The organism is Ornithinimicrobium jinqii (assembly GCF_045032595.1).
Taxonomy (GTDB): domain Bacteria; phylum Actinomycetota; class Actinomycetes; order Actinomycetales; family Dermatophilaceae; genus Ornithinicoccus.
The window spans coordinates 98,984-115,086 of the sequence record NZ_JBJFZS010000025.1; the positions used below are offsets into that span (position 1 = coordinate 98,984).

16 protein-coding genes and 1 tRNA gene are annotated in these 16,103 nt (G+C 73.4%); 10 read left to right on the forward strand and 7 right to left on the reverse strand.

Annotated elements, in window-relative coordinates; all coding sequences use genetic code 11:
* Nucleotides 1–15 precede the first annotated feature (15 nt).
* Entirely contained in the window at nucleotides 16–495 is a 480-nt protein-coding gene (locus ACI3ET_RS12795) for a toxin-antitoxin system HicB family antitoxin (protein ID WP_405033446.1), read from the reverse strand.
* A gap of 97 nt (nucleotides 496–592) precedes the next feature.
* On the opposite strand from ACI3ET_RS12795, the gene nuoH reads away from it, so the two are divergent.
* From nuoH to ACI3ET_RS12830, 7 genes are read left to right on the forward strand one after another with little or no spacing between them, the layout of a single operon-like run.
* Nucleotides 593–1,567 carry an NADH-quinone oxidoreductase subunit NuoH gene (nuoH, locus tag ACI3ET_RS12800; protein WP_405033447.1) on the forward strand — a complete coding sequence of 325 codons (975 nt, stop codon included), beginning with the start codon at nucleotides 593–595 and terminating at the stop codon, nucleotides 1,565–1,567.
* A complete protein-coding gene (locus ACI3ET_RS12805; RefSeq protein ID WP_405033448.1) occupies nucleotides 1,564–2,037 on the forward strand; it encodes a 4Fe-4S binding protein in 474 nt (157 codons plus the stop codon). Before nuoH ends, ACI3ET_RS12805 begins: the two co-directional genes overlap by 4 nt.
* Nucleotides 2,034–2,594, forward strand: a complete 561-nt coding sequence (locus ACI3ET_RS12810) for an NADH-quinone oxidoreductase subunit J family protein (RefSeq protein WP_405033449.1) — start codon at nucleotides 2,034–2,036, stop codon at nucleotides 2,592–2,594. Before ACI3ET_RS12805 ends, ACI3ET_RS12810 begins: the two co-directional genes overlap by 4 nt.
* A complete protein-coding gene (gene nuoK / locus ACI3ET_RS12815) occupies nucleotides 2,591–2,935 on the forward strand; it encodes an NADH-quinone oxidoreductase subunit NuoK (RefSeq protein ID WP_405033450.1) in 345 nt (114 codons plus the stop codon). The genes ACI3ET_RS12810 and nuoK overlap by 4 nt, the downstream gene beginning before the upstream one ends.
* Entirely contained in the window at nucleotides 2,932–4,971 is a 2,040-nt protein-coding gene (locus tag ACI3ET_RS12820; RefSeq protein WP_405033451.1) for an NADH-quinone oxidoreductase subunit 5 family protein, read from the forward strand. Before nuoK ends, ACI3ET_RS12820 begins: the two co-directional genes overlap by 4 nt.
* Complete coding sequence (locus ACI3ET_RS12825) at nucleotides 4,968–6,575, forward strand: complex I subunit 4 family protein (RefSeq protein ID WP_405033452.1); 1,608 nt, start codon at nucleotides 4,968–4,970, stop codon at nucleotides 6,573–6,575. Before ACI3ET_RS12820 ends, ACI3ET_RS12825 begins: the two co-directional genes overlap by 4 nt.
* Nucleotides 6,572–8,014 (forward strand): NADH-quinone oxidoreductase subunit N, encoded by a 1,443-nt coding sequence (locus ACI3ET_RS12830; protein WP_405033453.1) that lies wholly within the window; start codon nucleotides 6,572–6,574, stop codon nucleotides 8,012–8,014. The genes ACI3ET_RS12825 and ACI3ET_RS12830 overlap by 4 nt, the downstream gene beginning before the upstream one ends.
* 92 nt (nucleotides 8,015–8,106) lie before the next feature.
* On the opposite strand, the gene folP is transcribed toward ACI3ET_RS12830, so the two are convergent.
* The 4 genes from folP to ACI3ET_RS12850 form a co-directional block, all read right to left on the reverse strand.
* Complete coding sequence (folP, locus tag ACI3ET_RS12835) at nucleotides 8,107–9,057, reverse strand: dihydropteroate synthase (RefSeq protein ID WP_405033454.1); 951 nt, start codon at nucleotides 9,055–9,057, stop codon at nucleotides 8,107–8,109.
* Nucleotides 9,058–9,087: 30 nt separating this feature from the next.
* Complete coding sequence (locus ACI3ET_RS12840) at nucleotides 9,088–10,518, reverse strand: hypothetical protein (protein WP_405033455.1); 1,431 nt, start codon at nucleotides 10,516–10,518, stop codon at nucleotides 9,088–9,090.
* Between the two features lie 52 nt (nucleotides 10,519–10,570).
* Nucleotides 10,571–11,110, reverse strand: coding sequence for an RNA polymerase sigma factor (locus tag ACI3ET_RS12845; RefSeq protein WP_405033456.1), 540 nt, complete (start codon nucleotides 11,108–11,110; stop codon nucleotides 10,571–10,573).
* 142 nt (nucleotides 11,111–11,252) lie between these two features.
* Nucleotides 11,253–11,335 (reverse strand) — tRNA-Tyr (locus ACI3ET_RS12850).
* A gap of 82 nt (nucleotides 11,336–11,417) precedes the next feature.
* Between ACI3ET_RS12850 and ACI3ET_RS12855 the strand changes: the two genes are divergently transcribed.
* Nucleotides 11,418–11,915 carry a YajQ family cyclic di-GMP-binding protein gene (locus ACI3ET_RS12855; protein ID WP_405033457.1) on the forward strand — a complete coding sequence of 166 codons (498 nt, stop codon included), beginning with the start codon at nucleotides 11,418–11,420 and terminating at the stop codon, nucleotides 11,913–11,915.
* Between the two features lie 37 nt (nucleotides 11,916–11,952).
* Here ACI3ET_RS12855 and ACI3ET_RS12860 read toward each other — a convergent pair whose 3' ends face one another.
* A complete protein-coding gene (locus tag ACI3ET_RS12860) occupies nucleotides 11,953–12,384 on the reverse strand; it encodes a hypothetical protein (protein ID WP_405033458.1) in 432 nt (143 codons plus the stop codon).
* A 76-nt stretch (nucleotides 12,385–12,460) separates the two neighbouring features.
* Between ACI3ET_RS12860 and ACI3ET_RS12865 the strand changes: the two genes are divergently transcribed.
* Together ACI3ET_RS12865 and rocD are read left to right on the forward strand one after the other, a co-directional pair.
* Nucleotides 12,461–13,813 carry an MFS transporter gene (locus ACI3ET_RS12865; RefSeq protein ID WP_405033491.1) on the forward strand — a complete coding sequence of 451 codons (1,353 nt, stop codon included), beginning with the start codon at nucleotides 12,461–12,463 and terminating at the stop codon, nucleotides 13,811–13,813.
* 69 nt (nucleotides 13,814–13,882) lie between these two features.
* Nucleotides 13,883–15,106, forward strand: coding sequence for an ornithine--oxo-acid transaminase (gene rocD / locus ACI3ET_RS12870; RefSeq protein ID WP_405033459.1), 1,224 nt, complete (start codon nucleotides 13,883–13,885; stop codon nucleotides 15,104–15,106).
* A gap of 22 nt (nucleotides 15,107–15,128) precedes the next feature.
* Here rocD and ACI3ET_RS12875 read toward each other — a convergent pair whose 3' ends face one another.
* The gene (locus ACI3ET_RS12875) at nucleotides 15,129–16,082 is read right to left on the reverse strand and encodes a helix-turn-helix transcriptional regulator (protein ID WP_405033460.1); all 954 of its coding nucleotides are present in this window, start codon (nucleotides 16,080–16,082) and stop codon (nucleotides 15,129–15,131) included.
* Nucleotides 16,083–16,103: the final 21 nt, after the last annotated feature.

Consider the following 16,103-nt stretch of genomic DNA (forward strand, 5'->3'; position numbering starts at 1 on the left):
TGTCTCCTGCGGTGGTCAGGCCCAGCCGGAGATCCGGCGGGATCCGGTGAGGGGGGAGGTGGGCGGCTCGTCGGTGGAGGCGGAGCGCCGGACGGCCTGGACGAGCCAGGTGTTGAGCGACTGGTCGGCGCGTCCCGCCAGCTCCTCGGCGCGTGCTTTGAGCTGCTCCGGCAGGCGCAGCGTGATGCGGACGAGGTCGCCGTCCTCCGCCGGGGCCGCCTCGCCCGGTGCAGGGTGGGCCTCCTCGGTGGGTCCCGTCCGCGTGACGGTGACGACGGGGTCACGGCCGTCCATGGTGACCGTCACGACGGCGTCGTCGAGATCGGTGTTGACCCGGGCCGCGGTGTCGGAGACGGCCCGGACGAGGGCGAGCCGCAGCCCCGGCTCGAGTGCGACGGCCAGGCGGTGCGCGACGTCTCGCACGTGGTCGTCGGCCAGGGCGGTGGCCCGTCCGAGGTCGTCCGCGACGGAGTCGAGGTAGGGAGTCAGATCCATGACGTCATCATGACACCATCATGACGTCACACGCAAGGTCGCCGGTTCCCGGCGCGGGGGGAGCGGGTCGCCACCGGACTTGGCTAGTGTGGCGACGATGCTGACCGAGCTACCCCTCCTCGTGGAGGTCGTCCTGAAGGCCGCGGTGGTCCTCGCGGCCTTCCTGACGCTGCCCCTGGCCCTGGGTCAGCTGGAGCACAAGCTCATGGGTCACATGCAGGGGCGCCTCGGTCCGATGGAGGCCGGACCGCACGGCATCCTCCAGCTCGTCGCCGACGGCATCAAGTTCGTGCAGAAGGAGGACGTCACGCCGGCTGCGGCCGACCGTCCCGTCTTCCGGCTCGCCCCCGCCGTGGCGCTGATCCCCTACCTCGTGGCCCTGGCGGCCATCCCGTTCAGCGCCACCTGGGTGGCGGCGGACGTGCCCGCCTCGCTCCTGTTCGTCCTGGCCGCGACCAGCGTCGGCGTCATCGGGACGCTGATGGCGGGCTGGGGCAGCGGCAACAAGTACTCCCTCGTCGGCGGCATGCGCGCCGGGGCCCAGCTGGTGTCCTACGAGCTGCCGCTGGCCGTCTCGGCCGCCTCGGTCGCCCTGGCCGCCGGGACGCTCTCGCTGACGGGCATCGTCCAGGAGTGGTCGTGGTGGTGGCTGCTCTGGCAGGCCCCGGCCGCCTTCGTCTTCCTCGCCGCCAGCGTCGCCGAGCTGCAGCGCACCCCCTTCGACGCCCCGATCGCCGACTCGGAGGTCGTCTTCGGCCCCCTCACCGAGTACACCGGCCTGCGCTTCGCCTTCTTCCTCCTCTCCGAGTACGCCGGCATGGTCGTGATGGCCCTGCTGTTCACCGTCCTCTTCCTCGGCGGCTGGCGCGGGCCGTGGGGGGACGTCGCGGCGGTCGGGGTGGTGTGGACCCTGCTCAAGGCCACCGCGGTGGGGGCGATCTTCCTGTGGCTGCGGGTGGCCTGGCCGCGGGTCCGTGAGGACCAGCTGCAGCGCTTCGCCTGGCTGGTGCTCCTCCCGATCGCGCTGCTGCAGCTGGCTGTGACCGGCGTCGGGGTGGTGGTGCTGTCGTGAAGGGACTGCTCAAGGGCCTCACGACCACGGCGAAGGTGCTGGCGCGTGGCTCCCACACCGTGCAGTACCCGCATGTCGAGCCCGACCTGCCCGTGCGCTCCCGCGGGGTGATCGCCCTGCTCGAGGAGAACTGCACCTCGTGCATGCTCTGCGCCCGCGAGTGCCCGGACTGGTGCATCACGATCGACTCCCACAAGGAGACGCTCCCGGCCACCACCGAGGGCGGTCGTGACCGGCAGAAGAACGTCCTCGACCGCTTCGACATCGACTTCTCGCTCTGCATGTACTGCGGCATCTGCATCGAGGTGTGCCCCTTCGACGCGCTCTTCTGGGCCCCCGACTTCGCCTACGCCGAGGGCGACATCCGCAACCTCCTGCACGACAAGGAGCGGCTCGGCGGGTGGATGCGCACCGTCCCGCCCGCCACCCTTCCCGAGGGGTATGACGTACCGCAGGCGGGTGAGGAGTGAGCGGCCTCGACGTCCTCTTCCTCGCCGTCGGCCTGCTCACCGCCGGCTCCGGTCTGCTCGCGGTGACCTCGCGGAACGTCCTGCACGCCGCCCTGTGGCTGGTCGTGGCACTGGGCGGTCTGGCCGGGTGCTACCTCGTCCTCGGGGCCGAGCTGGTCGCGCTCGTGCAGCTGCTCGTCTACGTCGGTGCGGTCGTGGTCCTCATCCTCTTCGCGCTCATGCTCACCCGCAGCGGCGGAGTCCCGGCGGTGACCTCCCGCAGCCAGCGAGGGGCGGCAGCCGTCGTGGGGGCGGGGACGACGGTGCTGATCGGGGGGTCGCTCGTGGCCGCCTTCGGCTGGGGCGCCGTCGAGGTGGACGGGCCGTCGAGCATGGACGTCGCCGCCGGCATCTTCGAGGCCTACGTCTGGCCCTTCGAGCTGCTGTCGGCCCTCCTGCTCCTGGCCCTCGTCGCCGCCGTCGCGATCGCGCGGGCCCCGGTGGGGGGGCGCGACGCCCCGAGCGCCCGCCCGGACGCGCCGCCGGACGTCGTGGACCAGCAGGGAGGCGCACCGTGATCAACCCCGCCCTCCCCTACCTCCTCGTCGCGGTCCTCGCCGGTCTGGGGGCGTACGGCGTGCTGGCCCGCCGCCACGCCGTCCTCGTCCTGGTCGGCGTCGAGCTCATCCTCGGCGCCGCCGGCCTCCTGCTCGTGACCGTCGGGCAGACCGGTGGCGGCGCCGACGACCTGGCCGCGGCGACCTCCGGGCCGGTGCTCACGCTGTTCGTCATCACGATCGCCGCCGCCGAGGTCGTGCTGGCCCTCGCGGTTCTCGTGGCGCTCCACCGCGCCCGGGGTGACGTCGACCTGCACGCCGACCTGGATCCCCGGACCCGTGACGAGGGTGTCCCGACGTGAACATCGACTGGCCCGACCTCTCCTGGAGCGACCTGCAGCTGCCGAGCTTCAGCGTGCCCGGGGCCGGGCTGCTCGCCGACCTCGTGCCGGTCCCCGACCTTCCCGGCACCCCGACCCAGTGGGTCGTCCTGGTCCCGGCGCTGGCGGCGCTGGCCGGTCTGCTCCTGAGCGGTCGGTCCAGCCGGCTGGCCGCCTGGATCGCCGTCGGCGGCGGACTGCTGACCGTCTTCTTCGCGCTGGCCCAGCTCTACGTCCTGCTCAACCTCGAGGACCCACGGCTCACCGCGGGGACGACCGGGGCCCTGCCGCTGGGTGAGCTGCAGGTGCCGTTCACGCTGGTGACGACGTGGCCGCTCGCCCTCATCGCCGTCACCGTCGCGGCCGTCGCGCTCATCGTGCAGGTCTACTCGCGGTGGTACCTCTGGTACGACCCGCGCTACCGCGTCTTCGCCGCGACGGTGTCGGTCTTCACCGCCGCGATGCTCCTCACCGTGCACGCCGACGACGTGCTCCTCCTGCTCGTCGGCTGGGAGGTGATGGGCTGGTGCTCCTACCTGCTCATCGGCCACCACTCCACCAAGGCGGCCGCCCGCCGGGCCTCGACCAAGGCGCTGCTGGTGACCCGCACCGCCGACGCCGGCATGGTCGTCGGCCTGCTCGTCCTCGCCGCCGGCGCAGGGACCACCTCGATCGCGGGGATCGTCGAGCACTGGGGGCGGACCGGGCCCAGCACGACCCTCACCGCAGCCATGGTGCTCGTCGTCGTCGGTGTCGCCGGCAAGTCCGCCCTCTTCCCCTTCCAGGACTGGCTGCCCGACGCGATGGAGGGCCCCACGCCCGCGTCGGCGCTCATCCACGCCGCCACCATGGTCGCCGCCGGCACCGTCGTGCTCACGCACCTCTTCGACCTCCTGGCGGTGACGGACCCGGCGCGCCTGCTGCTGGCCGTGCTGGCCGCGGTGACCACCCTCGGCGCGGCCATGCTGGCCTTCGCGCAGGGCGACCTCAAGCGGCTCCTGGCCTGGTCCACGGTCAGCCAGGTCGCCCTCATGCTCGCCGCGCTGGCGGCGGCGACGCCCCAGGTCGGCCCGGACGCCGCGGCGCAGCACCTCGTGGCGCACGCCTGGTTCAAGGCGCTCCTCTTCCTGGCCACCGGATGGCTGGCCGTGCTCGTCGGCGGCACCGCCATGGCCGCGATGGCCTCCGGCACCCGGCGCTACCGCGTGCTGCGCCGCCGCTTCGGCTGGGGCCTGCTCGCGCTCGCCGGGGTCCCGCCCTTCGTGGGCTTCTTCTCCAAGGAGATGATCCTGGGCGCGGCCGAGTCCGGCTCCGTCGCCGGCGGTGGCCTCCCCTCGGTGATCGTGCTTTCCGCGGTCGGTGCGGCCGCGCCGCTCACCGCGGCCTACTGCATGCGCGCATGGCTGGTCCTCGACCGTCCGACCGACGCCGAGAGGCACGCCCGCGACTACCACCAGGGCGCCGTCGAGCGCATCGACGACTTCTTCGACCAGCCCCAGGTGGTCCACGAGGCCGAGGGCATCGAGCGGGCGGAGTCCGCGATCAGCTCCTCGGCCCGGTCCGGGACCTCGATCCTGACGCTGATGACCCTGCTCGGCAGCCTCATGGTGCTGCTGCCCGTCTGGCGCACCGACGTGCACCTCAACCTCCAGCTGCTCCTGGCCACCCTGCTGCTCATGGTCGTCGCGGCCACGGCCGTGGCGCTCGCTGCGCGCGGCGTGCGCACCCGCGACGCCGGCGCGCGCATCCCCGCCTCCCTCAGCCTGGCCGCCGAGCGCGGCCTCGGGGCCGACTACGCCTACCGGTTGCTCGTGGCCACGCCGGTGCTCGCCCTCGCCCGGGCCGTGGCGTGGTTCGACCGGGAGGTGCTGGACGCGTGGGTGCGCGGGGCCGGCGCGGGCGCCCGCCTGCTGGGCCAGGGCACCGAGCTGCTCACCCCGCGCCGGGCCACGCCCGCGCTCGCCCTGGTGCTCGCGGGCGTCCTCGTGCTCGGCACGATCGGGGTGCTGACCACGTGAGCGACTCCCTGCGGGCGGCCGTGCGTCAGGCCGTCGACCTCGTCCCGGACCTCGGCACCGGCTGGCTGATGCTCGCCCTGGTCCCGCTGCTGCTCGCGGCGGTCGCCCTCCTCACCGCCGGGCGGTGGAGCGACGCACCCGGCCACCGGATGATCCGTGCCCTGTCCATCGGCGCCGCGACCCTGTCAGCCGTCGGGGTGGCCGGCACCACGCTGCACCGTCCGGTCGTCGAGACCCCCTGGATCCCGAGCCTGGGGGTCTGGCTGCGCCTGGGCGTCGACGGGCTGAGCATCCCGCTGCTGCTGCTCACCGCCGTGGTCGGTGTCGTCGCCGTGGCCCTCCACCTGCACCTGCCCCCGGCGCTGCGACCGGTGCGTCCCGAGGACGAGGGCCTGGAGACCACCTCGCCCGTACCCGTCCTGCGCAGCACCGACGTGCCGGGCCTGGCGACCTACCACGCGTGCCTGCAGCTGGTGCTGCTCGGTGCGCTCGTCACCTTCCTGGCCGGCGACGCCCTCCTCTTCTTCGTCGGCTTCGAGCTGGTGCTCGTCCCCATGTGGGTGCTCGTCGCCCGCTACGGCGACGTCGGCAGCGACCGTGAGGGCGCGGCCCTGCGCTTCCTGCTCGTCACGGTCGTCGGTTCGACACTCATGCTCGTCGGCATCCTCGGGGTGGCCACCGCCACCGGCACCACCGACCTCGGCCAGTGGGCGGCCCAGCGGGGTGAGGGGATCGGCACCGGCACGCAGGTCGTGCTCGCCGCCGTCCTGCTCACCGGCTTCGCCCTCAAGATCCCCCTCTTCCCGCTGCACACCTGGCTCCCGTGGGTCCACGCCACGGCACCCACGGCCGGGTCGGTGCTCCTGGCCGCGGTCCTGCTCAAGCTCGGCACCTACGGCATCGTGCGGCTGGTGGTCCCGGTCGTCCCCGACGGCTTCACCACCCTTTCCCCGTTGCTCGGGGGCCTGGCCGTGACCGGTGTCGTCTGGGCCTCGCTGGCCTGCCTGGTCGAGCGCGACCTCAAGCGGCTGATCGCCTGGTCGTCGGTCGCGCACCTGGGCTTCGTGGTCCTGGGCCTGGCCACCGGCACCGAGACCGGGCTGCAGGCTGCGCTCTTCGGCAACGTCGCGCACGGGCTGATCTCGGCCCTCCTCTTCGTGGTGGTCGGCGGCCTGAAGCACCGCTGGGGCAGCGCGGACCTGTCGGTCGCGCGGGCGGCACTGCGCGAGGTCACCCCGCTTCTCGGCGGGGCGCTGGCGCTGGGGATGGCCGCCTCGATGGGCCTGCCCGGGCTCGCCGGCTTCTGGGGGGAGATCGGGGCCCTGTATGCCGCGTGGGCCCCGGCCCCGGACCGTCCAGAGGGGTGGTTCCGGGTCTTCATGGTCGCCGGCGCGCTCGGCGGGGTGCTCGCCGTCGCCTACAGCGCGCGGGTGCTGCGCGAGGTGTGGTCCGGCGACCGCGTCGAGCCGCGCATCCCCGACGCGGTGCGCACCGAGCGCGTCGCGCTGGGGCTGCTCGGCGCGCTCGTCCTCCTCCTGGGCGTGCTGCCCGGGCTGCTCCTCACCGTCACCGCGTCCGCGGCCGGGCGGGTGATCGGCGGATGAGCACCGACGTCAACATCCTCGCGACCGTGCCGGTCCTCGCGCCGCTGCTCGCCGCCGTCCTCGTGCTCGTCCTCGACGCGGCCCTGCCCGGACGGCGCGAGGCCCACCTCCTGCTCGCCGGTGCCGGTCTGCTCGGCGGGGTCATCGGCGTGCTGCCCGGCCTGACGCTCGGACCGGGTGACGCCCTCGCCGCCTTCTGCCTTCCCTCCGGACAGTGCCTCTACGAGGCGAGCCGGCTGACCTCCGTCCTGCAGCTGACCGCCCTCCTCGCCGCCGGCGTGGTGCTCGTGCTGGCATGGAAGGACTGGTCGACACGCTCGAGCACCGGCCGCGCTCCGGTGGTCGCGGCGCTGGTCCTGGGCGCGACGGCAGGCGTCGTCGCGGTCCCCGCGGCGGGTGACCTCGGCACCCTGCTCGTCGCCCTCGAGCTGTCCACCCTGCCCACGGTCGCGCTCGTGGTGCTGACCGACCCCCGGTGGTCGGACGGGCGACGGGCCCGTGCGGTGGACGGCGCGGTGGCGCTGCTCATGACCTCGCTCGTGTCCTTCGCGCTGATCGCCCTCGGCGCCGCGCTCTGGGTCGCGGCCACCGGCACCGCGCTGCTCGGCGCTCCGTCGTCCCGAGAGCCCACCCTCCTCGGGCTTGCGTCGGTCCTGCTGCTCGCCGGGCTGGCCTTCAAGGTCTCGGCCGTGCCCTTCCACGCCTGGACCCCGATCACCTACACCAGTGCCCCCCTGCCGGTCACGGCATACCTGTCCACGGTGTCCAAGGTGGCTGCGCTCGGCGGGCTGCTCGTGCTGGTCCGGGCGCTGGGCGCGGTGGAGGACACGACGCTGCTCGCGATCGCGCTGCTCGCCGCCGCCTCGATGACGGTCGGCAACCTGGTGGCGCTGACCCAGGCCGACGCCGTCCGGCTGCTCGCCTGGTCGACCGTCGCGCAGGCCGGCTGGGTGCTGCTGCCGCTGGCGACGCTGTCCGCGCGCGCGGCCAACGCCGCCGGGTCCTACCTGGTCGTCTACGTCCTCGGCACGCTGCTGGCCTTCGTCGTGGTGGTGGCCGTGGCCGGCGGCGGCACCACGCTCGAGGACCACCGCGGGCTGCTGCGCACCCGGCCGCTGCTGGCGGTGCCGCTGGCCCTGGCGCTGCTGACCCTGGCCGGCCTTCCGCCGGCGGTCGTGGGGCTGGTCGCCAAGGTCGTCGCCCTCCGGCCGGTCGTCGGCGACGGGATGTGGTGGCTCGCCCTCGTGGCGGCCGTCAACGTCGCGCTCGGCATCGCCGTCTACGTGCGCTGGCTCGCGGTCGTCGTGGCCGTCCCCAGCCTGCGGACCGCCCGCGAGCGCTCGGCGGTGCCCCCCACCCCGGTCGCCACCTGGGTGCTGGTCGGGGTGCTGACCCTGCTGGTCGTCGTGCTCAGCATCGCGCCGGTCGGCATCTTCTAGCACCCCCGCGCCCGGGACCTCGACGGCGCCACCGGCGTGCGGGGGCATGCACAGGCACGTCAACGGGCTCAGGACGGTCGTGCTCCTGGCGGTCAGTCCGTCGGCTCGCCGCGCACGCCGAGGGCCGGCGGCCGGTCGCCACGGATGCTGGCCACCATGTCGACGACCCGCCTGGTCGCGCGGACGTCGTGGGCGCGGAAGACGGTGGTGCCCAGCCAGGCCGCCACCGCGGTCGCCGCGAGCGTGCCCTCCAGCCGCTCGTCCGCGGGCAGGTCGAGCGTCTCGCCGACGAAGTCCTTGCGCGAGACCGCCTGCAGCACCGGGTAGCCCAGCGCCGCCACGTCGGCCGTGTGCCGCAGCACGACCAACGAGTGGCGCGTGGTCTTGCCGAAGTCGAGGGTGGGGTCCACCAGGACCCGCTCGGGCGGCACCCCCGCGGCGACGGCCGCCTCCGCGCCCGCCCGCAGCACGGCGACCACGTCGCGCACCACGGCGAGCTCGTCGGTGCCGTGCGCGTCGGCATACCGCATCGCGACGGGGTCGGTCCGCGGGGGCAGCCCCCCGGTGTGGGAGCAGACGACACCGGCGCCGGTGCGCGCCGCGACGTGGACGAGGGCGGGGTCGTGCCCGGCCCAGGTGTCGTTGACCAGGTCGACCAGTCCGTCGACGGCCTCGGCGACCTCGCTGCGCCACGTGTCGAGGGACAGGACCAGGTCGGGGTATGCCGTGCGCGCCGCCTCCAGGAGGGGCAGGACCCGGTCGATCTCCTCCGCGGCGGCGACGTGCTCCCCCTCCTGCCCCGCGCGGACCCCGCCGACGTCGACGATGTCGGCACCCTCCTCGACGGCCCGCTCGACCGCCGCCACGGCGTCCTCCAGGGCGGCGTGGCGGTTGCCGGACCAGAACGAGTCGCGGGTCCGGTTGACGATGGCCATCACCGCCGGGCGGGCGGCGTCGAAGCGGTGACCGCGCAGGACCAGGGCCGGTGTGCGGGGGAGCTCGAGCGGCCTCGGCAGGTCGACGCGGCCGGGGAGAGAGGTCATGCGGGGCATCGTGTCACCACCCCGCACGCCTCACTCCCAGCCCTGCCAGGCGATGCCCTCCTCGGCGACGGCCAGCACGGTGTAGTGCATCCCGTCGGGCGTCATCAGCTTCCACACCGGGACCTCGAGCTGGCCGCCGGTGGGCGACCACAGCATGCCCCGGACCAGCTCGGCGCCGGTGACGACCTTGTCCATCAGCAGCAGCGGGATGGGTGAGCCGGGCTCCAGCGGCACCGGGTCCGGGAACGTGAACTCCGGGGCCGGCAGACTGGTGGCGTCGCCCCCGACGGTCGTGTCCTCGGCGATCATGACGCCGTAGTCGTTGGTGAACTCCCGCTGGCCGTAGCGCTCGACGGCCTCGGCGGCGGAGATGACCGGGTAGTCGCCCAGGGAGGTCAGCTCACCCGTGCTGCCCCACGCAGAGAAGACGCCCTCGGGCCCGACCTGGACGTTGAGCTGCTCCCCCGTGAGGGCCCCGGTCCCGGTGAGGGTGCCGACCACCGTGACGATCGACCCGGCCGGGTCGTCCCACTCCGCGACGCTCAGCGCGTAGGAGTCCAGGTCCAGCCCCGTGGTGGTGAGGAAGTCGGTCGCCGACGCGAGCGCCTGCTCGTCGGCCGGCCGGGCGCCCTCGAGGTCCCGGCAGCGCTCGGAGTCGGGGAAGGGGATGTCGGCCCCGACGCCCCGCGACCACTCCTCCTTGGCCAGCGCCAGGTCCTGACCGCTCATCTCGGCGTACATGTCGCCGCAGTAGGGGCTGCCGTACATGTCCTCGTAGCTGAAGGTCAGCGGCCCGCTGCCGTCCGCGCTCACGCTCACCATCCGGCCGCTCTCGGCGTCGACGAGACCGTTCTGCCCGAACCATCCGGCCTCGTCGTCCGGCGTCAGCGGCGTGCCCTCGAGACCGAGCCGGTCGGCCCACGCGTCGAGGAACTCCTCCGGGTCGGCGTCGGAGACGACGACCCGCACCTCACCGGTGCCGCGCTCCGTGGGCAGGCCCTCGCCCGCCACCAGGCGGACGGGACCGGGGCCGTAGGCCGCGCCGGAGCCGGCGTCGCCACCCATGGCCTCGGTGGACGACGGGTCGCCGAGACGTTCCGCCTCACCGGTGACGACCCCGCCGGTGCTGTCGCCGACGGGACCACCGGTGGACGATGCCTCGTCGGTGGCCGAGCCCTGGCCGGCGACCACCCCGCCGTCGCCGGGCGCGGTCGCCGCACCGACGGCATACCCGCCGCCACCCACGGCGAAGGCCGCGATCGCTGCGGCGGCGACCCAGGGGGCCCGCACACGGGGGCCCTGGAGCGTGTCGTCCGACAGCGCGGTGGCGCGCTCGGAGCCCAGGCTGGCGGGGGCCTTCTGGGCGATCCGTCCGCGCAGGGAGTGCAGGTCCGGGTGGGAGCCGGTCGCGGGGTCGCTGGCCTGAAGCCGTGCGAGGGCCTCGTCGTCGTGGTCGACCATGATGTTCTCCTCGGAGCTGGTGGTGGTCAGGAGGGCTGGGGGAGGGGCACGGTCAGTGCTCCTCGGCCCAGGCGTCACGAAGGCGTGCGCGGGCCCGCGACAGGGCGGCGGCCGCGCCGCCGCGGGTGAGGCCGAGCGCCCGCGCCAGGCCCTCGCCGTCGAGCCCCTCCCAGGCGTGCAGCATCAGCAGCGAGCGGTCCCGCGCGCTGAGCCTGGACATGGCGCGGCGCACTTCGTCGTCGGCCATCACCAGGTCGGCCGGGTCCACGCTGCGCGTGGTCGGGCCGTCCTGGTCCTGGTAGTCGGAGATGAGCGTCAGGGTCGGCTTGCGGCGGTGGTTGGCCAGCACGTAGGACGCCGTGCGGTAGAGCCACGGCAGCTCGAAGCCCTCGGGGATCTTCTCGCGGCGCCGCCACGCGGTGGCGAACACCTCGGCCGCCAGGTCTTCCACGTCGCTGTGGGCGGCCCGGCGCACGAAGTAGCGGTGGACCGAGGTCGCGTGCTGGGCGAAGAACCCGTCGAACCAGGTGGCGTCCCTGTCCTCCACGACCGTGCCGGTGGACCCGTCGCTGCCGGCGAGGCGTACGGCCATCGCTCCTCCTACCGGATCGTCGTTGGTGCCGGCGCCCCGGTGGGCGCCGACACCTGCACTATGTCGCGCCCGCGAGGAGTGTTGCAGGAGGGGGACGACGAGACGGGCACCGGGAGGATCCCGGTGCCCGTCTCGTCAGGGGTGGCAGGTGCAGGATTCGAACCTGCGTAGGCGTACGCCGACGGATTTACAGTCCGTTTCCATTGGCCACTCGGACAACCTGCCAGTGCGCGCAAGCGCGGCGCGCGGATGAAAGGATAACAGTCAGTCCGAGCAGGTCCGAACCCGACACAGGAGGTATGCCGCCATGGCCGACTCGTCCTTCGACATCGTCAGCAAGGTCGACCACCAGGAGGTGGCCAACGCCGTCAACCAGGCCGCGAAGGAGATCACCCAGCGCTACGACTTCAAGAACGTCGGCGCCCGCGTGGAGCTGGTCGGGGAGACCATCAAGATGGCCGCCAGCTCCCCGGAGCGTTGCCTCGCCGTCCTCGACGTGCTGCAGACCAAGCTGGTCAAGCGCGGCGTCTCGCTCAAGCACCTCGACTACAGCAACGACGGCGAGCCCTCGCCCTCGGGCAAGGAGTACCGCCTCGAGGCGGCGATCAGCGAGGGCATCACCAGCGAGAACGCGAAGAAGGTCTCCAAGATCATCCGCGAGGAGGGGCCCAAGAGCGTCAAGGCCCAGATCCAGGGCGACGAGCTGCGGGTCACCTCCAAGTCGCGCGACGACCTGCAGGAGGTGCAGCGGATGCTCAAGACCAAGGAGCTGGACTTCGCCGTGCAGTTCACGAACTACCGCTGACCTGCGCTCGGGCGAGGGCCGGCGCTGACCCGTGCGGTCAGTCCCGCCCCTCGACCTGGTTGCGCATGCCGCTGAGGTCCGAGGAGCCGGTGTCGAGGGTCGCGGCATGCTCCTCCCACGGCTGCAGGAAGGCGAAGCCGACGACCTCCTCGGCGGTGAGGTCGTGCCGGGCCAGCGCCTCCAGCACCGCCTCCCGGCACAGGCCGTAGCGGACCGGTTCCTCACCCAGCCCGTAGGCGCGGACCACCGGGCCCGTGGTCGCCCACCCGTCGTCCCGCCGTTGCAGGCGCTCCCCGCTCACGCTCACCCGGACACGGACCTCGCGCGGGGCGCCCGGCTCGGAGACGTGGTCGGTCTCCACCGTGATGCGGGTGGCGCGGATCGGCGGGTGGTCGTTGAACGCCTCGAAGAGCACGTCCGTCAGGTAGGTGTCGGTGTACGCGGCCTCGACGTGGCTGATCCTGGTCACCCTTCCATCGTCCCACCGTCCCGACGGCACGGTGCAACGGGTCCGGGCGCGGCGGCATACCATCCCCTCCATGTCGATGACGACGCCCTCGGGCCCCGCTGACCTCGGGGCGGCGCCCCCACCCAGCAGGCCGGAGCGGATGGGGCGCCTGCCCTACACCCGCGAGCACACCCGGGTCCTGCTCGCGTCCGGCACCGGGTGGGCGCTGGACGCGATGGACGTCGGGCTCATCTCCTTCGTCGGGCTGGCGATCGCGACGCAGTGGGACCTGACGCGGACGGAGCAGTCGTGGCTGCTGTCGATCGGCTTCGTGGGGATGGCGCTGGGCGCGACGTTCGGCGGGATGCTCGCCGACCGCTACGGCCGGCGCACGGTCTTCGCGCTCACCCTCGTGGTCTACGGACTGGCGACGGGGGCCTCGGCCTTCGCGACCGGGCTGGCCGTCCTCCTGCTGCTGCGCTTCCTCGTCGGCATCGGGCTCGGCGCCGAGCTGCCGGTCGCCTCGACACTGGTCAGCGAGCTGTCGCCGACGAGGATCAGGGGCCGCATGGTGGTGGCCCTCGAGTCGTTCTGGGCGGTGGGCTGGTTGCTGGCGGCCCTGATCGGGTTCTTCGTGGTGCCGCGCTTCGACGACGGCTGGCGCTGGGCCTTCGCCCTCGGTCTCGTGCCGGCGCTGTGGGCGGTCGTGGTCCGGTGGGGTCTGCCGGAGTCCCCGCTGTTCCTCGAGCGCCGCGGCCGCGCGGAGGAGGCCGAGGCGGTGGTGCGACGCTTCGAGAGGTCGGCCGGGGTGGCGCACGTGGAGAGCCGTCCGCTGCCCGACGTGCCGCCCCGCACCCCCGCCCAGCTCTGGTCGCCCGCCTACCGGGTGCGCACGGCGGGCATCTGGCTGGTGTGGTTCTGCGTCAACTTCTCCTACTACGGAGCCTTCATCTGGCTGCCCAGCCTCCTCTACGCCCAGGGCTACGACATGGTCCGCTCCTTCGGCTACACGCTGCTCATCACGCTCGCCCAGCTGCCCGGGTATGCGGCCGCCGCCGTGCTCGTCGAGGTCTGGGGGCGTCGCGTCACGCTGGCGAGCTTCCTCCTCGGCTCCGGGGCGTCGGCCGCGCTCTTCGGGTTCGCCGACGGGCCGACCCAGATCGTCGCCGCCGGCATGGCGCTGTCGTTCTTCAACCTCGGGGCCTGGGGGGCGTTGTATGCCGTCACGCCCGAGATCTACCCCACGACGGTGCGCGCCTCCGGTGCCGGCGCCGCGGCGGGGTTCGGGCGGCTGGCCTCGATCATCGCGCCCCTGTCGGTGCCCGCGCTGCTGGGCTGGTGGGGCAACGCCGGGTTGTTCGCCCTGTTCGGGGTGACCTTCGTCGTCGGGGCGGTGATCGCCTACCTGACGCTGCCGGAGCAGGCCGGCGACGCCCTCGACGTGGGGTGAACCACGCTGCATAGCTATGCTGACCCCTGCATGAGTAGCCAACACCGGACCCACCCTAGGATGACGCGCATGACTGAGCTGTCGACAAACCAGGACTTCATCGACCTCGAGGACAAGGTCGCTGCCCACAACTACAGCCCGCTGCCGGTCGTGGTCGAGCACGCCGAGGGGATCTGGGTCACCGACGTCGAGGGCCGCCGCTACCTGGACGCGCTGTCCGGCTACTCCGCGCTCAACTTCGGGCACCGTCACCCCGCCCTGGTGAAGGCCGCCAAAGACCAGCTCGACAAGTCGACGCTGACCAGCCGGGCCTTCCACAACGACCAGCTCGGCCCGTTCTGCGCCGCGCTCGGCGAGCTCGTCGGCAAGGACATGATCCTGCCGATGAACACCGGTGCCGAGGCCGTCGAGACCGCGCTCAAGATCGCCCGCAAGTGGGGCTACCTCGTCAAGGGCGTCGCGCACGACCGGGCCGAGATCATCGTCATGGACGGCAACTTCCACGGCCGCACGACGACCATCATCTCCTTCTCCGACGACCCGGAGGCGCGCGACCACTACGGCCCCTACACCCAGGGCTTCGTCTCCGTGCCCTACGGCGACCTGGCCGCCATCGAGGCCGCGATCCACGAGAACACCGTGGCGGTGCTCGTCGAGCCGATCCAGGGCGAGCAGGGCGTGAAGATCCCCAAGGAGGGCTTCCTGCCCGGGCTGCGCGAGCTGTGCACGGACACGAACGTGCTGCTGATCGCCGACGAGATCCAGGCCGGCCTCGGCCGGGTCGGCACCACGCTGGCCTGCCAGTACGAGGGCGTCGAGGCCGACATCTACACCCTCGGCAAGGCCCTCGGCGGCGGCATCGTCCCGGTCTCCGCGGTGGCCGCCGACGCCGACGTCATGAGCGTCATCACCCCCGGCACCCACGGATCCACGTTCGGCGGCAACCCCCTGGCCGCGGCCGTCGGCAAGGCCGTCTGCGACCTGCTCGCCACTGGTGAGCACCAGCAGAACGCCGCGACCCTCGAGGGCCAGCTCCGTGACTCCCTCGAGGCGCTCATCGGCCACGGCGTGAGCGAGGTGCGCGTGCGCGGGCTGTGGGCCGGCGTCGACATCGACCCCGAGCTGATGACCGGCAAGGCGGCGTGCAAGGGGCTGGCGAGCAAGGGCGTCCTGGCCAAGGACACCCACGGCTCCACGATCCGCCTGGCCCCGCCGCTGACCATCACCGCCGAGGAGCTGACGATCATCACCGACGCGCTCGCCGAGGTGATCGCGGAGGCCCGCCAGGGCTGAGTGCGGCGGGGAGGTCGCATCGTCAGGGAACGGCTGCGCGGAGACGTCCGCCCAGCTCCCGCACCCTGTCCCGGAGCTCGGGCGGGTCGAGGACCTCGAACGCGACGTCCAGCCAGAGGGTCTCGCCGACGAGGTAGTCGAGCGTCTCCGCCCCTGTCTCCAGCTGGCACGTGCCGTCGCCCAGGTCGGTGAGCAGCCCGGCGTTCTGCGGCACACGGGCGGCCATCTCGTCCAGCGGGGCGTGCAGACGCAGCCGTGCGACGTAGCGGTAGGGGGAGCGCAGCACCGACTCGCGCACGTACTCGACCGGGTCGGGCGCTGGTCGGGGCGGAAACCGCAGCGTCGTGGCGTGCGCCGAGGCGGGCTCGACGCGGTCGAGGCGGAAGGAGCGCCAGTCGTCCCGCTCCAGGTCGAGCGCGAGCAGGTACCACCGCCGGCCCATGGCCACCACCCGGTAGGGCTCGACGCGCCGGGTGCTCTCCGCCCCGTCGCGCGCCCGGTAGGCGAAGTCGAGCAGCACGTGGTCGCGGCACGCGCGCGCCACGGTGCTCAGCAGCCGGGCCTCGACGGGGGCGGAGACCCCCGCCACGGCAACCACCGCCTGGCTGATCGCCTCCACCTCGCTGCGCAGCGCGGCAGGCAGCACCTGGTCGAGCTTGGCCAGGGCCCGCAGGGCCGACTCCTCGACCCCCGTGACCGAGCCCCCCGCGGCGAGACGCAGGCTCACGGTCACCGCCACCGCCTCCTCCGGGTCGAGCAGCAGCGGCGGCAGCTTGCCGCCCGCCCCCAGCTGGTAGCCGCCGCCGACGCCGGTGCTCGCCCGCACGGGGTAGCCCAGCTGTCGCAGCCGCTCGACGTCACGCCGCACGCTGCGCGTGGTCACGCCCAGCCGGTCGGCGAGCTCGGGCCCCGTCCACATCGCGCGCCCCTGGAGCAGGCCCAGCAGCTGCAGGACGCGCGCGGTCGTGTCGGTCATGCAGCCCAGCGTGGCAGAGAT